The sequence below is a fragment of the Sinorhizobium sp. KGO-5 genome (assembly GCF_036245905.1).
Taxonomy (GTDB): Bacteria; Pseudomonadota; Alphaproteobacteria; order Rhizobiales; family Rhizobiaceae; genus Sinorhizobium; species Sinorhizobium meliloti_A.
The window spans coordinates 1,415,065-1,434,758 of sequence record NZ_BDIZ01000001.1 but is presented as its reverse complement, the minus strand read 5'-3'; the positions used below and the strand labels follow the sequence as shown (position 1 = coordinate 1,434,758).

The window sequence follows — 19,694 nt, the reverse complement described above, 5'->3', positions numbered from 1 at the left end:
GCGCGAGGCTCGTGTAGACTTGCTGCGAAAGGGCGGCCGACTTCCGGCGTGCCGCTGTATCGCGATGAGTTCCGTTCCAACGCAGCCAATTTCAAAGATGACCGCATTCCGCTTCGACAACAGCTACGCCCGGCTGCCGGCCAATTTCTACGCCCGTGTGGAGCCGACGCCGGTCGCGGAACCGTGGCTGATCAAGCTCAACCGACCGCTGGCCGTCGAGCTTGGGCTCGACTCCGAAGCGCTCGAACGCGACGGCGCGGCGATCTTTTCGGGTAATCTCGTCCCCGAAGGTGCCGAACCGCTCGCCATGGCCTATGCGGGCCACCAGTTCGGCGCTTTCGTGCCGCAGCTCGGCGACGGACGTGCCATCCTGCTCGGAGAGGTGACCGACGCCGGCGGACGGCGGCGCGATATCCAGCTCAAGGGAGCCGGCCAGACGCCCTACTCCCGCCGCGGCGACGGACGGGCGGCGCTCGGGCCTGTCCTACGCGAATATATCGTCAGCGAGGCGATGCACGCGCTCGGCGTGCCGACGACCCGTGCGCTGGCCGCCACGGTCACGGGTCAGCCCGTCTACCGCGAACAGATCCTGCCGGGTGCCGTCTTCACCCGGGTCGCGGCAAGCCACATTCGTGTCGGCACGTTCCAGTTCTTCGCGGCACGCGGCGACATGGAGTCGATAAAGACGCTCGCGGATTATGTGATCGACCGTCATTATCCGGAGCTGAAGAAGGATGAGAAACCCTATCTCGCGCTCTTCAAGGCGGTCGCGGCGCGTCAGGCTGCACTGATCGCGCGCTGGCTGCATGTCGGCTTCATCCATGGGGTGATGAATACCGACAATATGACGATTTCGGGCGAAACGATCGATTTCGGCCCCTGTGCCTTCATGGACGTTTACGATTCGAAAACGGTGTTCAGTTCGATCGATCAGTTCGGCCGTTATGCCTATGCCAACCAGCCGGCGATCGGTCAGTGGAACCTCGCCCGCCTCGCCGAGACGCTGGTGACGCTGTTCGATCCCGTGGCGGACACGGCCGTGAACCTCGCCAACGACGCTCTTGGCGAATACGGGAGTATCTTCCAGAACCATTGGCTCGGCGGCATGCGGCGCAAGATCGGCCTGTTCACGGACGAAGACGAGGATCTCGACCTCGTTCAGTCGCTGCTGACGCTCATGCAGAACGGGAAAGCCGATTTCACTCTCACCTTCCGCCGGCTGGCGGCATCCGCGGAAAACGCGGCCGCCGATACGGAGCTTGCAAGCCTCTTCGAAGAACCGCAGGCACTCTCACCCTGGCTCGTGGATTGGCGCCGAAGGCTCGAACGCGAACCGCAGCCGGCGACCGAACGCGCTGCCGCGATGCGCGCCGTCAATCCCGCCTTCATTCCGCGCAACCACCGGGTGGAACAGGCGATCGATGCGGCAACGCAAGACGCGGATTTCTCGCTTTTCGAAGCGCTCGTCGACGTGACCTCCAGTCCCTACGAGGACGAGCCGGGCCGCGAAGCCTACGCCGCGCCACCCAAGCCGGGCGAGGAAGTGCTCCAAACCTTCTGCGGCACCTGACATTCCCTGTCGATCGTCACGCGACCATGCGCCGACAATCTCGGTCTCCGTCGGATTGTGGCCATTGAAAGGCACGCGTTTTGCGTTAACTTCGAAATAGCGCACCGACCGGGCTCCGCACGGAGCCGCGCCTTCGTGTCGGTAATGCGCGTTCTCCTCCAGGCCCGGCCGGGCCTGCCCGCGGAATCAGTCGTGTCCACGGCACGTCCTCAACTCGGGAGTTCTACTTGATGCTCATCGTCCTGACCGCCATCGTCTTTGCCGTGATCGGCCTCGCCCTCGGTGCGGGCGGAACGCGGCTCCTGCTGCTCGGCGGCAGCCCTTACTACCTCGTCGCTGGCCTGGGCTTTCTGCTCACCGCGTTTCTGCTCTTTCGCCGACGCGCCGCCGCGCTCTGGGTCTATGCGCTGGTCGTCCTGGGCTCGCTTGCCTGGGCGGTCTGGGAGGTGGGATTCGATTGGTGGCAGCTCGGGCCTCGCGGCGGCGTGATTATCCTGCTCGGGCTGTGGTTGCTCACACCCTGGATACGGCGCCCCCTCGGCTTCGTCAGCCCCACCGGCGAGCAATACGGCGCGCGCGCCTGGCCGCTCGCCCTGGCCAGCCTTCTATCGATCGGCGTTGCGCTGTTTTCGATGACGCAGGACCCCCACGACATCAGGGGCGATCTGCCGGGCGAAGTCGTGGCAAACCCGAATCTCGGGGGCAACGTGCCGCCGGGCGAATGGCACCAATACGGGCGCACGCCCTTCGGCCAGCGTTATTCCCCGCTCGACCAGATCCGCCCGGAGAACGTCTCGAACCTCCAGGTGGCATGGCAATATCAGACCGGTGACGTGAAGCTGCCGGAGGACGTCAGCGAAACCACCTACCAGGTGACGCCGCTGAAGGTGAAGGACACGCTCTATGTCTGCACACCGCACAACTGGGCGATCGCGCTCGACGCCGCCACCGGCCAGGAGAAGTGGAAGTACGATTCGAATTCCGGCATGAACCCGGACCGTCAGCACCAGACCTGCCGCGGTGTCACCTATTGGGCCGATCCGGCCGCGGCGCCCGGCAGCCCCTGCGCCGCACGGGTGTATCTGCCGACGTCCGACGCCCGCCTGATCGCGCTCGACGCGACGAATGGAGAGGTGTGCACCAGCTTCGCCGATAACGGGGTCCTGCATCTGGAGCAGGGCATGAAGTACAACCCGGCCGGCTATTACTATTCGACGTCGCCGCCGGTCGCCGTCGGCGACAAGATCATCATCGGCGGTGCCGTCAACGACAACTATTCGACCATGGAGCAGTCGGGCGTGATCCGCGCCTTCAACATCAACACCGGCGCCCTCATCTGGAACTGGGACAGCGGAAATCCGGACGTGACGACGCCGCTGCCTCCGGGTGAAACCTACACCACCAATTCGCCAAACAGCTGGTCGGTCTTCAGCTATGACGAGGGGCTCGGCCTCGTCTACATCCCCATGGGCAACCAGGTACCCGATCAGCTCGGCATGGGACGCAGCGAGCATGTGGAGAAATATTCCTCCTCCATCGTCGCCCTCGACATCAACACGGGCGCGGTACGCTGGGTACGGCAGACCGTGCATCACGACCTGTGGGACATGGACGTGCCCGCGCAACCCGCCCTGCTCGACATCACGAGAGAGGACGGGACCGTCGTGCCGGCCCTCGTCGGACCGACCAAGCAGGGCGACATCTATGTGCTCGACCGGCGAAACGGGGAGCCGATTATCCCGATCGAGGAAGTACCCGCGCCCGGCGGCGCGATCCCCGAGGATTTCACTGCCCCCACCCAGCCGGTCTCGGGCCTCACCTTCATGCCCCCGCCGCTCATGGAGCGCGACATGTGGGGGATCAGCATGTTCGACCAGCTTGCGTGCCGTATCGAATTCAGATCGCTGAAATACGAGGGGCGCTACACGCCGCCTTCCCTCGAGGGGACGATCGTCTATCCCGGAAATTTCGGGACTTTCAACTGGGGCTCGGTCGCCGTGGACCCGGAACGCCAGGTGATGTTCGGGATGCCGACCTATCTCGCCTTCACCTCGCGGCTCGTTCCGCGCGACCAGATCGCCCCGAAGGGCGAGGGCGAAAAGGGTAGCGAACAGGGCCTCAACCGCAATGAAGGCGCACCTTACGGGGTCTTTATGGGTCCGTTCCTCGGCCCGCTCGGGATTCCGTGCCAAGCCCCGCCATGGGGCTATGTCGCAGGCGCCGATCTCAGAACCGGCAAGATCGCCTACAAGCACAAGAACGGCACGGTCTACGACATGACGCCGCTGCCGCTGCCCTTCAAGCTGGGCGTACCGGGCATCGGAGGACCCATGATAACCAAGGGCGGTCTCGCTTTCCTGGGTGCCGCGGTCGACGATTACTTCCGGGCTTACGACCTGACCACGGGTGAGCAGCTCTGGGAAGCGCGGCTTCCTGCCGGCGGCCAGTCGACCCCGATGACCTATACGGTCGGCGACAAGCAGTACGTGCTGATCGTAGCGGGCGGACACGGTTCGGTCGGCACCAAGCCGGGCGACTATGTCATCGCCTATACGCTGCCCTGACGCCCGAACCGGAATGCGCGCGCCCGCATGGGCTTTTCGGAGGACTGCAATCTCTCCCCTTCTCATCTCTGTGGTTGTCACAGAGATGAGAAGGGCAAACAAGCGGCGGCGGGCGGACCGTATCTCAACAGGCCTTAGGCCATGTCGGCGACGATACTGCCGATATCGGCGAAGACTGGGTTCAGGTCGTCGAGCGGCGCCTCGGCCTCGCCCATGTAGACGCAAATCAGGATCGGGCCACGGCCCTGTGGCCAGGCGACGGCGATATCCGAAACGGCACCGGTCATACTCGTTCCCGTCTTGTCTCCGATCCGCCAGTCCTTGGGCAGGCCCGCCCGTAGCCGCGCATCGCCGGTCTTGTTCGCAACCAGCCAGTCGATGAGCTGCTGGCGCCCTTCTTGCGAGAGGACTGGACCCAGGACCAATTTCCCGAGTGTGTCGAGCATGGCGGCCGGTGTGGTGGTGTCGCGCGGATCGCCCTTCCTGGCCTCGTTCAGCTCGGGCTCCGTTCGGTCGAGCCGCGTGGTCTCGTCGCCGATCGAGCGCAGCCAGGACGTCAGGCCCTCGGGTCCCCCGAAGCTTTCGAGCAGCAGGTTGCCGGCGGCATTGTCGCTGATGGTGATCGCCGCCTCGCAGAGTTCCGCGACCGTCATGCCGTTGCCACCCACATGCTTTTCCGTCACCGGCGAGTGAGGCAGCAGGACCTCCTTGCCGAAGGTGATCCGCCGTTCGAGCTTTTCCTCCCCGCGATCGACGCGTGCCAGCGCGCAAGCCGCCGCAAGCGCCTTGAAGGTCGAACACATGGCGAAACGCTCGGCCTCCCGGTGCCCGAACGAGATGTTGGTCTCGGTGTCGAGCACGGCAACCCCGAGGCGTCCGCCGGTGCGCTCTTCAAGCCGGCGAAGTCGTTCCGTGACGTCTTCCTCCGCCCCACCGGCCGCATTCGCGGGCGTTCCGAGCACGAATGCCGGATAGAGCATGGCCGACGCGGCCAGCATTGCTCGGCGGGTAATGTGCAAAGGCATGTCTTCCTCCGTCTGTGGGGCTCAAGCGCCGAGACATAGCTAAATTATTGATCTGGAATATTATTCCTGTCGATTCCGACGGTCGAATCGCTAAAGGGCGATTGCGGCGGGCTTGTGCCCGAAGCTGCGCTCTTCGACACGGAACGAACCCCGGATGCCGCTTTCAAGGCTTGATCGGCGGCAGCTCCCTGTCCATATAAAGCTCTAGAGACTAGAGGATAAGGAAGCGGTGTGACGGTTTCCGTCCGGAAACACGCAGTTTCAAAGTGTTGGAGCACTGGGCCATCGCATGTATACGATCGGCGATCTTTCCCGGCGGACGGGCGTAAAAATCCCGACCATCCGCTATTACGAGCAGATGGGACTGCTCGCGGCGCCGGAGCGCTCGGAGGGCAATCAGCGGCGCTATGAAAAGCACGAGCTTGAAAGGCTCGCCTTTATCCGCCACGCACGCGACCTCGGACTTTCGATTGAGGCGATCCGGGACCTTCTGGCATTGAGCGAACATCCGGAACGCCCCTGCGGCGAGGCGGACCGCATCGCGACCGAGCATCTTGCCTCCGTGCGGGAAAAAATCGCCCGGCTCAGAAGGCTGGAGCATGAGCTCGAGCGCATCGTCGCCTGCCATGGCGATCACACGATCGGCGATTGCCATGTGATCCGCGCGCTTGCCGACCACTCGCTGTGCGGAAAAGAGCATTGAAATTCCTCGTTGACAAATTCCGGGATTTGGACAATCTACGCGCATGATCAAGAACGCGCCCATTTCCAGCGTATATTTTTGGCTGTTCCGATAGGAGCGGCCTGCTGATCATATTCAACAAGGCCGCCATCAGGCGGCTTTTGTTTTTCACGGCACCTGATGGCGGAAGAGAACCATTAGGAGCCGAGAATGCTGCAGACCGTCACCCCTACCCTTCAGCCCGTTCCGTCGGCCCGTGCGCCGATGGTGACGATCCGTTGCGCCAAGCCACGTGATCTCGCCGAATTGCGCGAGATGGTCGCCGAGCTTGCCGCCCATCACGGCGATGCCGCAACCGTCACGCCCGAACAGCTCGAGCGGGATCTCTTCGGACGCACGCCCTGGATCACGGCGCTGGTCGCCGAAGCCGGCGGCGCGTTGATCGGCTATGCCGTTCTCGTCCCGCAATACCGGGCGGCCGAAGGTGCCCGCGGCATGGAAATGCACCACCTCTTCGTCCGCCCCGGTCACCGCGGCACCGGCATCGGGCGCCACCTCGTGGCCAAGGCTCGCGAGCAGGCGAAAATGGCGGGCTGCGACTACCTCTCGGTCAGTGCCGCCACCGGAAACTTCCAGGCGCACCGTTTCTACGAGTCCGAGCGTTTCGTACCGCGCCCGGTAACCGGCATGCGCTACCTGCAGAGACTCGGGTGACGGAGGCCGCGGGTCGCTCCGGTTTACAGCGCCGGCAGCGCCTTGAGATAGGCCGCGATCGCATCGCGGTCGGAGGCCGGCAGCTCCGCCATGTTCTTCTGGACCTCGACCATCGAGCCGCCGACCGTGTCGAAATCCGGCGTGAAGCCGGTTTCGAGATAGGAGGCGATGTCGGATGCACTCCAGCCCCCGATGCTTTTCGAAGACGGGGTGATGTCGGGAATTCGGCCTTCGCCTTCGGGATTGGGTGCGCCGGTGAGCCACCGGCCCTCCTCGAAGCCGCCAAGCGCATCGCGCGGCGTGTGACATTCGCCGCAATGACCAGGGCCCTCCACGAGGTATTGCCCGCGGGCGAGCTTGGTGTCGGCGGTATTGACCTGAGTACGCGGCTCCGCGTTCAGATACAGCAGCTTCCATGCTCCGAGCGCCTGGCGGACATTGTAGGGGAATGCCAGGTCGTGCGGAGGTGTCGCGTTGCCGCTCTTCGGCAGCGTCTGCATGAAGCCCCAAAGGTCGTTCACGTCCTTCGCGGTCATCCGGATATAGGAGCCGTAGGGGAAGGAGGGATAGAGATGCTCGCCGTCCTTTCCGACGCCGCGGGTCATCGCGTCGCCGAACTCCGCAAGCGTCCAGTTGCCGATGCCAACGGTTTCATCGGGGGAGATGTTGGGCGGATAAAAGGTGCCGAAAGGGCTCTTCAGGGTGCGGCCGCCGCCAAGGACGAGCCTCTGGTCGTCCTTGGCGCCCGGAGCGGCGTGGCAGCTGACGCAGCCGCCGGCCCAGAAGATCCGTTCGCCATTGGCGAGATCGGGCTCGCCGAGCCCCTCCCAATGAGCGGCGTCCCAACGATCGGGCTTGGTCAGCCACCAGGCGAGACTCCCTCCCGCCACCACCAGCAGGACCAGACCAGAAACCAGATACCTCGCGCGCCGGCCCATGGGCTCCTCTTGAAATCACGAATGCGGATGACAACGGCCGGAGGGCTTTTCGACCTGCTTGCGGAGAGATCGCGCCGGCGAACCGGCGCGGTTCAAATCGGGTTGGAAGAACCGTCTGATCGTCAATTCTTCTTCAGGCGGTAGGTCTCGTGACAGCTGCTGCAGTCCTTTCCCAGAATGCCGAGCGCGGCGCCGACACCGGCCTGATCTGCCGGCAATTGGGCAAGGATCTTTTCTGCGTCACCGCCGAGCTTGGCGGCCTTTTCCTTGAAGTCCTCCATGTTCTCCCAGATTTTCGGACTTGCTTCGGTTTCCATTCCCGTTTCGGAGCCGGCCGGGAAGTGATTCGGGAAAACCTTCACCGTCTCGCTTATCGTCGCCAGAGATGCTTTGACGATCTCGGCGTCATAAGGCTTTTCACCCTTGGCGATGCCGCTGAGTTCGCCCGTGGCCTTTCCCACCTTTTTCATCAGCTGCTGACGCACCGCCTGCGGCTCGTCGGCCGCCGTCACGGCGGTCACGCCCAGGCCCGCCAGGGCTGCGGCAAGCATAAGAGCTCGTATCTTCATCATGTTCTCCGGTCTGACCCGCTTCCGCGGCGTGGTGTTCAAGCGCCGGCATGATGGCATTTTGGGTTTTCTACGGAAGTAACTTTTTTTTGATGTGCTTGTCGATTCAGCACAATTCCCGACGCAATACCTGGCTGCGTGGCGACGCCTTCAGATATTCAAATATGATTACAGAACTCATCTTTATACTTGTTCGACGGCGTCTTAAACAGCCCCGCTCCAGCCATGCCATACCGTGAAGATGGCGATGACGACGAGGAGGAGACCGGCGAGCCGGCCGATGGTCACCGTGGCACCGGGGCTGCCCACGAGGAAATCACGCCCGCGCCCGGCGGCAAGTGCAAGCCCGCCATAGACCGCAAGCTGCGTCAGCGCGATCATCACGGCCATGACGGCCGCCTGGGACCACACCGGGCCGAACTGCGGCTTGAGGAACTGCGGGTAGACCGCAAGCATGAAGAGATAGGCCTTGGGATTCATCAGGCTCGTCAGGGCGCCCTGCCGAAAACTCGCCCAACGCGACAGCCGTGCCCCTCCTTCGACGCCGCTGATGGTGATGGAACTGCGCAGGAGCGAAAAACCGATCCAGGCGATATAGGCCGCGCCGGCAGCGAGCAGCAGGTTGAAGAGCTGGGGCACCAGATGCAGGACGACGCTGACGCCAAGGGCTGCATAGAGCGTGTGCAGCACGCCGCCTGCCACGATTCCGGCCGTTGCCGAAAGCCCGGAAGCGCGCCCGCCGGTCATCGCATTGGCGAGGACGAAAACCATGTCCATGCCGGGAACGATGATGATGCCGAAGAGCAGGGTGAAAAAGAGCCAGAGGTTTTCCGCATAGGTCATGTCAGTTGCTCACCCGATTTCCGTGCTATCCCAGGAGCGGATTGTTTAGTTTCAACCCGTTGGCGCGTGTTATATCTCTCTCCTACTGACAAGGTCGTGTCAGGAGTGAGCAGGTAGAGGCCGCTTCATGCGCAAGGCGTCGCGTCTTTTCGAAATCATCCAGATGCTGCGGCTCGCCCGTACACCGGTGACGGCGGCGCAAATCGCCGACGCGCTGGAGGTGACGCCCCGCTCTATCTACCGGGATATTGCCGCCCTGCAGGCGATGCGCGTGCCGATCGAGGGCGAGCGTGGCATCGGCTATATCCTGAGGCCCGGCTTTGACCTGCCGCCGCTGATGTTCTCGATCGAGGAGACGGAGGCGATCGTGCTGGCGCTTGCGCTTCTGGCTCGCACGGGCGACGAGGAGCTGAAGGCGGCGGCACGGCGCGTCAATCAGAAGATCACCGGCGCCGTGCCGGAACCGCTGCGCAAGGCCTTCCAGTCACAGGCGCTGCACGCCTGGGGCACGATCGCCTCGCCGCCGCCGGCGGTCGACTTGGCCATGATCCGGCGGACGATCCGTGACGAACAGAAGCTGGTGCTGGACTATCGCGACGAGCTCGGGCGCGCGACCGAGCGCACAGTACTACCGCTTGCGCTGATCTATTATTCCGAACACGCGATGATGGTCGCGTGGTGCGAATTGCGGCAGGATATCCGCAACTTCCGCGCCGACCGCGTTGAACACTGCGAACCCGCCGACGCCTATTTCCGCGGCGAAGGCAACCGGCTGAGGCAGATGTGGATTGCGGGATGGCAGGCGAATGCGGTTCGGCCGCTCGAGGCGGCGGACGGGTAGAAAACTGTGACGAGATGGCCGCTGAAAACCGCCCCTCAAAACGAAAGGCCCGGCGCAAGCGCCGGGCCGATTTCCCGCTGGTAGAAAGCAGTGCTTACTTTGCAGCCGCTTCGTACAGCTCGAGGACGTAATCCCAGTTGATGAGATTGTCGACGAAGGCTTCCAGGTATTTCGGACGCGCGTTGCGGTAGTCGATGTAATAGGAATGTTCCCACACATCGACGCCGAGAATCGGGGTTGCGCCGTGGACGAGCGGATTTTCGCCGTTCGGGGTCTTGGAGATTTCCAGCTTGCCGTTCTTAACGGAAAGCCAGGCCCAGCCCGAGCCGAACTGACCTGCGCCGGCAGCAATGAAATCGGCGCGGAACTTGTCGTAGCCGCCAAGGTCCGATTTGACCGCCGCATCGAGCTTGCCGGGCAGGCTGGTGCCGCCGCCGCCCTTCTTCATCCACTTCCAGAAGTGGACATGGTTGTAGTGCTGGCCGGCATTGTTGAACAACGGCTGGTTGGTGCCGTAGGATTTCTTGACGATATCTTCCAGCGAAAGATCGGAAAGACCGGCTTCCTCGGCGAGCTTGTTGCCGTTCGTCACGTAAGCGAGGTGGTGCTTGTCGTGATGGTATTCGAGCGTTTCGCGCGACATGTAAGGCGCAAGCGCATCGTAGTCATAGGGAAGGTTCGGCAATTCGAAAGCCATTGTGGCATCTCCTCTTGGCATGGATTTCGTCGGGGAAATCTGTCAGCGGAACATAGGCACCGCCTTGCAGGGAGGCAACCGATGCAGCGCCAAAATTTCGCTAACCCACGCAAAATACTTTCATTGCTTTCGTGACTTCCGCCTTCGCGCGCAAGCGCCTCGACGCGCCGCCTTGCGGTCCTATCTTACGTTATCGAGGGCATGTGCCCAACCGTGCCACAGGAGAAGACGATGGAATTTCACCAGGGACGGCTCATCGACCATGTGCATCTTCGCGTCGGGGACCTCAGGGCGAGCAAGCGGTTCTATCAGGCGGTGCTCGGCGCGCTTGGCCACCAGCCGACCTACGAGACCGACGAGTTCTTTGCGTTCGACGAGTTCTTCGTCGACGCGGCGGAGGATTACCGCACCCGCGTCCACCTCGCATTCCAGGCCTCGGGCCCCGATGCGGTGCAGCGGTTCTACGATGCCGGACTGGCCAATGGCGGCACCGACAATGGACCGCCCGGAGAGCGAAGCTACCATCCGGGCTATTATGCCGCGTTTCTCCTCGACCCGGACGGCAACAATGTCGAAGCGGTCTATCACGGACCGAACACGCGCTCGTCCGCCGATGTGGTCGTCCGTCCGCTTGAACCGTGACCTTCGACGGGCGACTGGCGATGCCTCGCGCGTTCAGGGCGGCGGAGAAATCACGGCCGGCTAGACTGAGAGGAGATCACTTCCCTCCGGTCGCGTGCGCCCAGTCCATGTAGAGATCGCGCGCCTTCGCCGCGACCGGACCGGCCTGCAATTCGCGCTGTTCGAGGCGAGTGACAGGCAGCACCTTGGAATAGTTGCCCGAGGTGAAGATTTCGTCGGCCCCTTCGAAATCGGCCATGGTCAAGCTGGTTTCGATCACTTCGTGGCCTGCCTCCCCGAGAAGGGCCATCACGCGCGAGCGGGTGATGCCGGCGAGGAAGGTCCTGTTGGCGGCCGGCGTGAAGACGACGCCGTCCTTCACCATGAAGATATTCGAGGAGCCGGTCTCCGCGATGTTGCCGAGCATGTCGCGCACCAGGGCATTGTCGAAACCGCGCGAACGTGCCTCGTTGAGGATGCGGGCGTTGTTGGGATAGAGGCAGCCGGCCTTGGCATCGGTCGGCATGCATTCGAGCGTCGGCCGGCGGAAGGGAGAGAGTGTCAGCGACGAGCCGGCACGGCCATTGCTCATCGGCGCCTCGAAAAGGCAAAGCGCGAAGCGTGTCGATTCAGGATCCACCGCAACGACGCTCCAGGACCCGTGCTCGCCCCAATACATGGGCTTCACATAGACCGCCGTCTCGCCGTCGAACTTCTTCACGCCTTCCCAGGTCAGTCCCTCGATCTCCTCGGCCGACATCGTTGGCCTGAGACCCAGAGCCTCGGCGGAGCGGTTGACGCGCCGGCAATGGAGGTCGAGGTCCGGCGCGATGCCGTCGAACCAGCGGGCGCCGTCGAATACGGTCGAACCGAGCCACATCGCATGGGATGTCGGGCCGATCAGCGGCGGGTTGCCGGCAAGCCATTCGCCATCGACAAAGGTCCAGGTGGTGGATCGTGGGGATGTATCGACGGCCATCGGCGCCTCCTTCTTTCTTCACGCACTTCCGCTCTAGCCGGAAAAAGCAGCATGAGGGTGAATGGGTACATCAAAAAATGTCATGGCGTCCATTCTGGAGCCCTCCCGGGCGACGTGTCAGAATGATGAAAACGCCCAAAGGGAGAGATCTCGATGAAAGCGATGTATTACGATGCCTTCGAGAAGATGCCGGAGATCCGGACGCTTCCCGATCCGGCGCCGACCGAGAACGGCGTCGTGATCAAGATAGAAGCGACCGGCCTTTGCCGCAGCGACTGGCACGGCTGGATGGGGCACGACCCGGACATTCGTCTTCCGCATGTGCCGGGCCACGAACTGGCAGGCACGATCGCGGCGACCGGGCGCGGGGTCCTCCGCTACAGGATCGGCGACCGGGTGACGGTACCCTTCGTTTCCGGTTGCGGCCGCTGCTTCGAATGCAGCTCCGGCAACAGCCAGGTCTGCGAAGCGCAGTTTCAACCGGGTTTCACCCACTGGGGCTCGTTTGCGGAATATGTGGCGATCGACTTTGCCGAGCAGAACCTCGTGCATCTGCCCGAGAACATGGATTTCGCAACGGCGGCGAGCCTCGGCTGCCGCTTCGCAACCTCTTTCCGTGCGGTCGTCGACCAGGCCCGCGTCAAGGGCGGCGAGTGGGTGGCTGTGCACGGCTGCGGCGGTGTCGGCCTCTCCGCAATCATGATCGCCGCCGCACTCGGCGCCAACCCCATCGCCATCGACATCTCGGAAGAGAAGCTCGCCTTCGCCCGGACGCTCGGGGCGGTCGCCACCATCGACGGCCGCGAGACGGAGGACGTCGCGGGAGCTGTCAGGGAACTCACCCGAGGTGGCGCCCACGTCTCGCTCGATGCGCTCGGCTCGCCCGTTACCTGCTTCAACTCGATCAAAAATCTGCGCCGCCGCGGCCGGCACGTCCAGGTCGGGCTTATGCTGGCTGAGCACGCGACGCCGCAGATTCCGATGGCGCAAGTGATCGGCCATGAGCTGGAGATCTATGGAAGCCACGGAATGCAGGCCTGGCGTTACGATGCGATGCTGGCAATGATCACCGCCGGGAAACTGAACCCGAAGCAGTTGATCGGCCGTGAGATATCGCTCGAAGAGGCGGCGCCGGCGCTGGCTGCGATGGACCGGGCGACAGACCTCGGCATCAGTGTCATCACGCGGTTCTGACCGGATTTCGGTTGCGTGCCGGCGCTGCTATTCTGCCGCAACCCGAGACGAATCAGGAGGCACGTCATGGCTCTTGCGGTTCAGGCTATCGAGAGCGCCTATTATCGGCCCCTACTCGACGCGAATCCGGCGCATCCGAACGGCTGGCCGTTGCGCCTCATCGTGAGCTCGCAAACCGAGGCGCGGCACAATCGCGCGCTATGGGCGCCGACGCATCTCGTCTCCATCCGAGCGCCAGCGACGCGTCTGCTTTCGATGATCGACCTGCCACCGGAGCGGCATCTGGAACTCCGCTTCGGCGACACCATCGACCCGGATGCGCCGGATGCCGCGCGCCCGGCGGCCATCGAGGCGACATTTGACTTCATCGACAGCCTGCCCGGAGAGGCGCACCTGCTGGTTCACTGCCTCAGAGGCATCGGACGTTCGACGGCGCTGACCCTCGGTGTTCTGGCGCGCTATCTGGGACCGGAGGAGGCTGCGGCAGCGCTTCACGCGCTGCGCCCGGAGGCGAAACCGAACCGGCACGTGCTCGGCCTTTGCGACGCGGCCCTCGGCCTCAAGGGCAAACTTGCGAAACAGGCGCTGCGTTTCCCGGCAAAGGTTTGGAAAGATTGAACGAAGGCGGGCGACGAAGACATTGTGCGGCGCACAAAGTTTTGACATGATGCGCGCAAAAGAATGCTGTGGCACAGCGTCTCCGACGCAGTGCCGCAAGCCCCTGCCCGGCGGCTACTCGCGCAAAATGGTGAAAACCTCCGGCGCGCCGACCGGACGGTGGATAGACGGGAGAACTCGATGTCTTACGCCGCCTATGTCTTCGATGCCTATGGCACGCTTTTCGACGTGCATGCGGCCGTACGCCGGCATGCCGATGCGATCGGGCCGGACGGCCAGGCCTTTTCGGAACTCTGGCGCGCCAAGCAGCTCGAATACTCCTGGGTGCGCTCGCTCATGGGCGCCTATGTCGACTTCTGGGAATTGACCGAGCAGTCGCTCGACTACGCCTTTCAGCGCTTCCCCTCAGCCGATCCCGGGCTCAAAAAGCCGCTTCTCGATGCCTATTGGGCGCTCGACTGTTATCCGGAAGTTCCCGCGGTCCTCAAGGGATTGAAGGAACGTGGCGCCCGCATCGCCATTCTTTCCAACGGTTCGCCGGCCATGTTGGCCTCGGCCGTCAAGAACGCCGCACTCGATATCATCATCGACGACGTTTTCTCGGTCGATGCCGTCAAGGCGTTCAAGACGGCACCGGCTGTCTACGACCTGGTGACGACGAGCTACCGGCTCTATCCGCAGGCGGTCTCGTTCCAGTCCTCGAACCGGTGGGATATCGCCGGCGCCACGAAATTCGGCTTTCGCACCGTCTGGATCAACCGGGCCGACGGGCCGGATGAATACAAGGACCATGGTCCTTCGCTGATCCTCCCCTCGCTCGAAAGCCTGCAATTCGGCGTATGAAGGAGCCCCGCCCATGGCCTGGTCTGCAGCGCAATATGCCAAGTTCGAGGACGAACGGACGCGTCCGGCGCGCGACCTGCTGGCGCAGGTACCCGATCTGCCCGCCGGTCCTGCCTTCGACCTCGGCTGCGGCCCGGGCAATTCGACCGAGCTGATCCTCGAACGATTTCCGGGCAGCCCGCTCACCGGCATCGACAGCGACGATGACATGCTTTCGGCCGCCCGCACCCGCCTGCCGGACCTTCGCTTCGAAAAAGGCGACCTCGCCGCCTGGGCGCCGCCCGCGGAAAGCGCGCTCTTCTTTGCCAATGCGGTCTTCCAGTGGCTACCGGAGCATGTCACGCTTTTCGAGCGGCTCATACTGGCGCTTGCGCCCGGCGGAACGCTTGCCGTGCAGATGCCCGACAATCTCGATGAATCCTCCCATCTTCTGATGGAGGAAACGGCAGAGGAGGCCGCCTTCGCCCCGGCCTTCGCGGGCCGCACCATTCGGCGCAGGTCCCTGCCCTCACCGGCTACCTACGTCGAAAGGCTCACCTCGAAGGAGGTCCGCGTCGATGTCTGGCACACCGTCTACTATCACCAGCTCGCAAATGCGAACGCGATCGTCGAATGGGTGAAGGGCACGGGATTACGCCCCTATCTGGACGCGCTGCCCACCACTCAGCGGGCGGGGTATCTCGCCGCCTATGCCGAAAAGATCAGGAAGGCCTATCCGGCGATGAAAAACGGGCGCGTGCTCCTGCGTTTCCCGCGGCTTTTCATCGTGGCGACAAAAAATCGCTAGAGCGCGAGTGCGTGCGGGTTCTCGCCGCTCCGACAGGCGCGGCCCTGTTTTCCGGACAAGCTTGAAGGCGCGCCTTGCGCGGACAAGTATAGGAGATCGCGCTTCGGCCCGCCGGGCGCTCGCAGTGAAGGAGTTCTCAATGCATGCAGTCAGTTCAAATGGCGCCAATATTCCCGCGCTCGGCTTCGGCACATTCCGTATGTCCGGAGCGGAGGTGCTTCGCATCCTGCCGCAGGCCCTGAAGCTCGGTTTCCGCCACGTGGACACCGCACAGATCTACGGCAACGAGGCGGAAGTCGGCGAGGCCATCCAGAAGTCCGGCATTGCACGGGCGGACATCTTCCTGACCACGAAGGTCTGGGTCGACAACTATCGCCACGACGCCTTCATCGCCTCGGTCGATGAGAGCCTGAGAAAGCTGAGAACCGACCATGTCGATCTGCTGCTTCTGCACTGGCCGGGGAGCGACGTGCCGATGGCCGAACGCATCGGCGCCCTGAACAAGGTGCGGAATGCCGGCAAAGTACGCCATATCGGCATCAGCAACTTCAACGCCGCGCAAATGGAAGAGGCGACGCGTCTCAGCGATGCGCCGATCGCCACGAACCAGGTCGAGTATCATCCTTATCTCGACCAGACGAAGGTCCTCCAGACGGCGCGGCGGCTCGGAATGTCGCTCACGGCTTACTATGCCATGGCCAACGGCAAAGTGCCTGCCGACCCGCTGCTCGCGGAGATCGGCGGCCGCCACGGCAAGACGGCGGCGCAAGTGGCGCTGCGCTGGCTCGTGCAACAGCAGGATGTGATCGTGCTTTCGAAGACGGCGACGGAGGCGCGGCTCAAGGAGAATTTCGCGATATTCGACTTCGCGCTGACACGGGAGGAGATGGCGGCAGTCCGCGAGCTTGCCCGCCCGTCCGGGCGGATCGTCAATCCGCAGGGTCTTGCTCCCGAATGGGATGCGTGAGGTGAAGGCCTTTAGAGGCCCCCATGCCGCACCGCGACCGTTACCTCCTCCGGCTGCCGGCCAGAGGGGGTAACGGCCTGCCTGCGCATCAGAGCAATCAGACGAACTGGCTGAGGCCCGGAACGGAGGCGACCACCTCGTCGACGACTTCCTCGCCCGCCTTCTCCTTGGCAAATGCGATCGTCTCTTTCGCGAGCGCCGTAATCTCTCCCATGCCAAGACCCTGGCTCATCAATTGCTGCCCCAGCGCCATGACGCCGCCGCCGCCGATCGCCGACATCAGGCCGCCAAGAAGGCCGCCACCACCGCTGCCCTCGCCATTGTACTGGGCGACCAGTTCGGTCGCACCGGGGATCGCCTCGATCATCTGGGCGACCGGGCCTTCGGCTGCCTCACGCTGCAGGAAGCCGAGGATCATCCCGACTGCCTTTTCCGCCGTTGCGGTCTCGATTCCGACATTTTCCGCCACGCGCGTGACCAGTTCACTCATGGAAATCTCCTCGATCGAATTTTGACGTTAACGTCAAGGTAAATGAACGATGCCGGAATAACAAGAGCATCGAAACGGACGCCGAATACCATATTCCGCCGCCTCGCAGCATCGTTTCACGGGGCTCGCCAGATGGCAATCCGGCCTTGTTCGCGCCCGCAATCATGTTGCCGGGAACAGACGCACCGCCTATAACAGATGCACGCTATGTTTCGATGACCGACTTTGTGCGACATGCGGGAAATACCCGCTTTCATTGATAAAATTGACAAGACGGAGATGAAGCCCCCATGCTGCAGGAAGGCAAGATCTATATCGGAACCAGCCGCAAGCCGGACGATTCGATCAACAAAGGCGAATATCTGGAGCTGAAGTTCGGCAACCGCCACGGGCTGATCACCGGCGCCACTGGGACCGGCAAGACCGTGACGCTGCAGATCCTGGCCGAGGGTTTCTCGAATGCGGGCGTTCCGGTCTTCTGCGCGGACGTGAAGGGCGACCTGTCCGGTATCGGCGCCATGGGCGAGCCCAAGGACTTCCTGCTGAAGCGCGCCGAGCAGATCGGCCTCGAGCCTTACGATTTCCAGGAATTCCCGGTGATCTTCTGGGATCTCTACGGCGAGAAGGGCCACAGGGTCCGCACCACCATTTCCGAAATGGGCCCACTTCTTCTGTCGCGGCTGATGAATGCGACGGACGCGCAGGAAGGCGTGTTGAACATCGCCTTCAAGATCGCCGACGAGGGCGGCCTGCCGCTGCTCGACCTCAAGGACCTGCAGGCGCTGCTCAATTACATGGGCGAGAATGCGAGCGAGCTTTCCAATCGGTTCGGCTTCATCTCCAAGGCCTCCGTCGGCTCTATCCAGCGCGAACTCCTGATTCTGGAGCAGCAGGGTGCGGAGCATTTCTTCGGCGAGCCGGCGCTGAAGATCACCGACATCATGCGGACCACAAATGACGGGCGCGGCGCGATTTCGGTGCTTGCCGCCGACAAACTGATGATGAACCCGCGTCTCTACGCGACCTTCCTGCTGTGGCTCTTGTCCGAGCTGTTCGAAGAACTGCCCGAAGTCGGCGACCCCGACAAGCCGAAGCTGGTGTTCTTCTTCGACGAGGCACATCTGCTCTTCAACGATGCGCCGAAGGTTCTCGTCGAGCGTGTCGAGCAGGTCGTCCGCCTGATCCGCTCTAAAGGCGTCGGTGTCTATTTCGTCACGCAGAACCCGCTGGACGTACCGGAGACGGTCCTCGCCCAACTCGGCAACCGCGTCCAGCACGCATTGCGCGCCTATTCCCCGCGCGAACAAAAGGCCGTCAAGACGGCTGCCGACACATTCCGCCCGAATCCCGACTTCAATTGTGCCGACGTGATCACGAATCTTGGCACCGGCGAAGCTCTGGTCTCGACGCTCGAGGGCAAGGGATCGCCGTCGATCGTCGAGCGAACCCTGGTCCGGCCGCCTTCGTCGCGCCTTGGCCCGCTCACGGATGCGGAGCGGCAGAAGGTGGTGGACGTGAGCCCGGTGCGCGGTCTCTACGACGAGGACTTCGACCGCGACTCGGCTTATGAGATGCTTGCCAAACGTGCAGCCAAGGCAGCGGAACAGGCGGAGGCTGCCCGGCAGGCAGAAGAAAAACCCGCCGAGGAGACTTCCGGCGGCAGCCGCTGGACCCTGCCCGGCTTCGGCGACGATGCGGCCGAAGCGCCTTCCGGCAAGCAGGCCCGGCCGCGATCCTCCGGCTACAAGCGGGAAACCATCATGGAAGCTGCGATGAAGTCGGTCGCGCGAACGGTTGCGACCCAGGTGGGGCGAGCCCTTGTGCGCGGAATACTCGGCAGTCTGAAGCGCTAGATCACGATCGTTGAGACGCGGGATGCGGGCGGAAAACTGCACATAGTTTTCCAGCGCGTCTCATAAGACGCGCGGCGCTGTAGGAAACCTATCGGAGGACTGCAACGTCTCCTCGTTCCTCATCCCTGTGCTCGTCACAGGGATCCAGCAGCGCCGCGTCTGCGGCGCGGAAAGAGTTCTTTCAGCCCAAGGACTTGGTCTGGCTGGATTCCTGTGACAAGCACAGGAATGAGGAAATGAAACAAGCCGCGGCGGGTGGCCCGAATCTCAACAGGCCTTAGATCTATCCCCGACACTTGCTTGCGGCGGAACTGCCGGGGCAGGCCGAAGCCCGGGGTTACGGGCTTCGGCTATCTGCAACGGTCCTATCAGGCCACCGTCAGCTTAACGTCGACATTGCCCCTGGTCGCATGGCTGTAAGGGCAAACGATATGCGCCTTCTGGACGAGGTCTTCCAGGACCGCCTTTTCCACGCCGGGCGACGAGATTTCCAGCGCCGCGTCGATAAAGAAGCCTGTCCCGTCGTCGCGGGGTCCGATGCCGACCGTGCCCGTCACCGTCGTGTCTTCCGCAAGCTTTACCTTCTCCTTGCCGGCGACGAATTTCAGTGCACCGAGGAAGCAGGCGGAATAGCCGGCGGCAAAGAGTTGCTCGGGATTGGTGCCGCGCGCGCCGTCGCCTCCGAGTTCCTTCGGAACGGTCAGCGTCACGTCGAGAACGCCGTCCTTGCTCTTGGCCTGGCCGGCGCGGCCGCCGGTCGCGGACGCGGTAGTGCGGTAGAGGATGGGCATGACAGTCTCCTTCCTTGTGGTTGCCGGATTTATATATCGCAAGATTAAATAGCGCGCAAATTAATTTTGCAAATTGCTTTGCCGGCGTGAATTTGCGACAATGACATC

20 protein-coding genes are annotated in these 19,694 nt (G+C 63.0%); 12 read left to right on the top strand and 8 right to left on the bottom strand.

The features are described 5' to 3' along the window. The first annotated feature begins 97 nt into the window (after nt 1-97). Both BHD07_RS06785 and BHD07_RS06780 read left to right on the top strand, forming a co-directional pair. A complete protein-coding gene (locus BHD07_RS06785) occupies nt 98-1,570 on the top strand; it encodes a protein adenylyltransferase SelO (RefSeq protein WP_338278591.1) in 1,473 nt (490 codons plus the stop codon). Nucleotides 1,571-1,800: 230 nt separating this feature from the next. Next, a complete protein-coding gene (locus tag BHD07_RS06780) occupies nt 1,801-4,134 on the top strand; it encodes a glucose/quinate/shikimate family membrane-bound PQQ-dependent dehydrogenase (RefSeq protein WP_338278589.1) in 2,334 nt (777 codons plus the stop codon). Between the two features lie 134 nt (nt 4,135-4,268). On the opposite strand, the gene bla is transcribed toward BHD07_RS06780, so the two are convergent. Next, the gene (gene bla / locus BHD07_RS06775; protein WP_338278587.1) at nt 4,269-5,159 is read right to left on the bottom strand and encodes a class A beta-lactamase; all 891 of its coding nucleotides are present in this window, start codon (nt 5,157-5,159) and stop codon (nt 4,269-4,271) included. A 289-nt stretch (nt 5,160-5,448) separates the two neighbouring features. Here bla and BHD07_RS06770 point away from each other — a divergent pair, with 289 nt between their 5' ends. Both BHD07_RS06770 and BHD07_RS06765 read left to right on the top strand, forming a co-directional pair. Next, a complete protein-coding gene (locus tag BHD07_RS06770) occupies nt 5,449-5,862 on the top strand; it encodes a MerR family transcriptional regulator (RefSeq protein ID WP_018094518.1) in 414 nt (137 codons plus the stop codon). Between the two features lie 189 nt (nt 5,863-6,051). Continuing rightward, nucleotides 6,052-6,555 (top strand): GNAT family N-acetyltransferase, encoded by a 504-nt coding sequence (locus tag BHD07_RS06765; RefSeq protein ID WP_100674527.1) that lies wholly within the window; start codon nt 6,052-6,054, stop codon nt 6,553-6,555. A 23-nt stretch (nt 6,556-6,578) separates the two neighbouring features. On the opposite strand, the gene BHD07_RS06760 is transcribed toward BHD07_RS06765, so the two are convergent. The 3 genes from BHD07_RS06760 to BHD07_RS06750 all read right to left on the bottom strand — a co-directional run bounded on the left by BHD07_RS06760 (nt 6,579) and on the right by BHD07_RS06750 (nt 8,905). Further along, on the bottom strand, nt 6,579-7,493 hold the full coding sequence (locus BHD07_RS06760) for a c-type cytochrome (RefSeq protein WP_338278583.1): 915 nt from the start codon (nt 7,491-7,493) through the stop codon (nt 6,579-6,581). A gap of 122 nt (nt 7,494-7,615) precedes the next feature. After that, the gene (locus BHD07_RS06755) at nt 7,616-8,062 is read right to left on the bottom strand and encodes a c-type cytochrome (RefSeq protein ID WP_013844129.1); all 447 of its coding nucleotides are present in this window, start codon (nt 8,060-8,062) and stop codon (nt 7,616-7,618) included. Between the two features lie 204 nt (nt 8,063-8,266). Beyond that, nucleotides 8,267-8,905 carry a LysE family translocator gene (locus BHD07_RS06750; protein ID WP_100674530.1) on the bottom strand — a complete coding sequence of 213 codons (639 nt, stop codon included), beginning with the start codon at nt 8,903-8,905 and terminating at the stop codon, nt 8,267-8,269. Between the two features lie 127 nt (nt 8,906-9,032). On the opposite strand from BHD07_RS06750, the gene BHD07_RS06745 reads away from it, so the two are divergent. After that, nucleotides 9,033-9,746: a helix-turn-helix transcriptional regulator gene (locus tag BHD07_RS06745; protein ID WP_275596592.1), complete on the top strand. Its 714-nt coding sequence runs from the start codon at nt 9,033-9,035 to the stop codon at nt 9,744-9,746. A gap of 94 nt (nt 9,747-9,840) precedes the next feature. Here BHD07_RS06745 and BHD07_RS06740 read toward each other — a convergent pair whose 3' ends face one another. Further along, complete coding sequence (locus tag BHD07_RS06740; protein WP_018094513.1) at nt 9,841-10,443, bottom strand: superoxide dismutase; 603 nt, start codon at nt 10,441-10,443, stop codon at nt 9,841-9,843. A gap of 231 nt (nt 10,444-10,674) precedes the next feature. On the opposite strand from BHD07_RS06740, the gene BHD07_RS06735 reads away from it, so the two are divergent. Further along, entirely contained in the window at nt 10,675-11,085 is a 411-nt protein-coding gene (locus BHD07_RS06735; protein WP_100674532.1) for a VOC family protein, read from the top strand. Between the two features lie 76 nt (nt 11,086-11,161). Here the strand turns inward: BHD07_RS06735 and BHD07_RS06730 are convergent, their stop codons facing one another. Next, the gene (locus BHD07_RS06730) at nt 11,162-12,043 is read right to left on the bottom strand and encodes a branched-chain amino acid aminotransferase (RefSeq protein WP_338278574.1); all 882 of its coding nucleotides are present in this window, start codon (nt 12,041-12,043) and stop codon (nt 11,162-11,164) included. Nucleotides 12,044-12,196: 153 nt separating this feature from the next. On the opposite strand from BHD07_RS06730, the gene BHD07_RS06725 reads away from it, so the two are divergent. The 5 genes from BHD07_RS06725 (at nt 12,197) to BHD07_RS06705 (ending at nt 16,452) form a co-directional block, all read left to right on the top strand. Further along, nucleotides 12,197-13,237: a zinc-dependent alcohol dehydrogenase family protein gene (locus tag BHD07_RS06725; protein WP_018094510.1), complete on the top strand. Its 1,041-nt coding sequence runs from the start codon at nt 12,197-12,199 to the stop codon at nt 13,235-13,237. A gap of 66 nt (nt 13,238-13,303) precedes the next feature. Further along, nucleotides 13,304-13,855 carry a phosphatase gene (locus BHD07_RS06720; RefSeq protein WP_324763085.1) on the top strand — a complete coding sequence of 184 codons (552 nt, stop codon included), beginning with the start codon at nt 13,304-13,306 and terminating at the stop codon, nt 13,853-13,855. Between the two features lie 180 nt (nt 13,856-14,035). Then, complete coding sequence (locus BHD07_RS06715) at nt 14,036-14,698, top strand: haloacid dehalogenase type II (protein ID WP_100674536.1); 663 nt, start codon at nt 14,036-14,038, stop codon at nt 14,696-14,698. A 13-nt stretch (nt 14,699-14,711) separates the two neighbouring features. Next, on the top strand, nt 14,712-15,485 hold the full coding sequence (tam, locus tag BHD07_RS06710; protein WP_338278570.1) for a trans-aconitate 2-methyltransferase: 774 nt from the start codon (nt 14,712-14,714) through the stop codon (nt 15,483-15,485). A gap of 139 nt (nt 15,486-15,624) precedes the next feature. Next, the gene (locus BHD07_RS06705) at nt 15,625-16,452 is read left to right on the top strand and encodes an aldo/keto reductase (protein WP_275596597.1); all 828 of its coding nucleotides are present in this window, start codon (nt 15,625-15,627) and stop codon (nt 16,450-16,452) included. A gap of 97 nt (nt 16,453-16,549) precedes the next feature. On the opposite strand, the gene BHD07_RS06700 is transcribed toward BHD07_RS06705, so the two are convergent. Then, on the bottom strand, nt 16,550-16,942 hold the full coding sequence (locus BHD07_RS06700) for a DUF2780 domain-containing protein (RefSeq protein ID WP_100674539.1): 393 nt from the start codon (nt 16,940-16,942) through the stop codon (nt 16,550-16,552). A 290-nt stretch (nt 16,943-17,232) separates the two neighbouring features. Here BHD07_RS06700 and BHD07_RS06695 point away from each other — a divergent pair, with 290 nt between their 5' ends. Continuing rightward, nucleotides 17,233-18,795 (top strand): helicase HerA-like C-terminal domain-containing protein, encoded by a 1,563-nt coding sequence (locus BHD07_RS06695; RefSeq protein ID WP_100674540.1) that lies wholly within the window; start codon nt 17,233-17,235, stop codon nt 18,793-18,795. A gap of 368 nt (nt 18,796-19,163) precedes the next feature. Here the strand turns inward: BHD07_RS06695 and BHD07_RS06690 are convergent, their stop codons facing one another. Then, nucleotides 19,164-19,586, bottom strand: a complete 423-nt coding sequence (locus BHD07_RS06690) for an organic hydroperoxide resistance protein (RefSeq protein WP_010968954.1) — start codon at nt 19,584-19,586, stop codon at nt 19,164-19,166. Between the last annotated feature and the right edge of the window lie 108 nt (nt 19,587-19,694).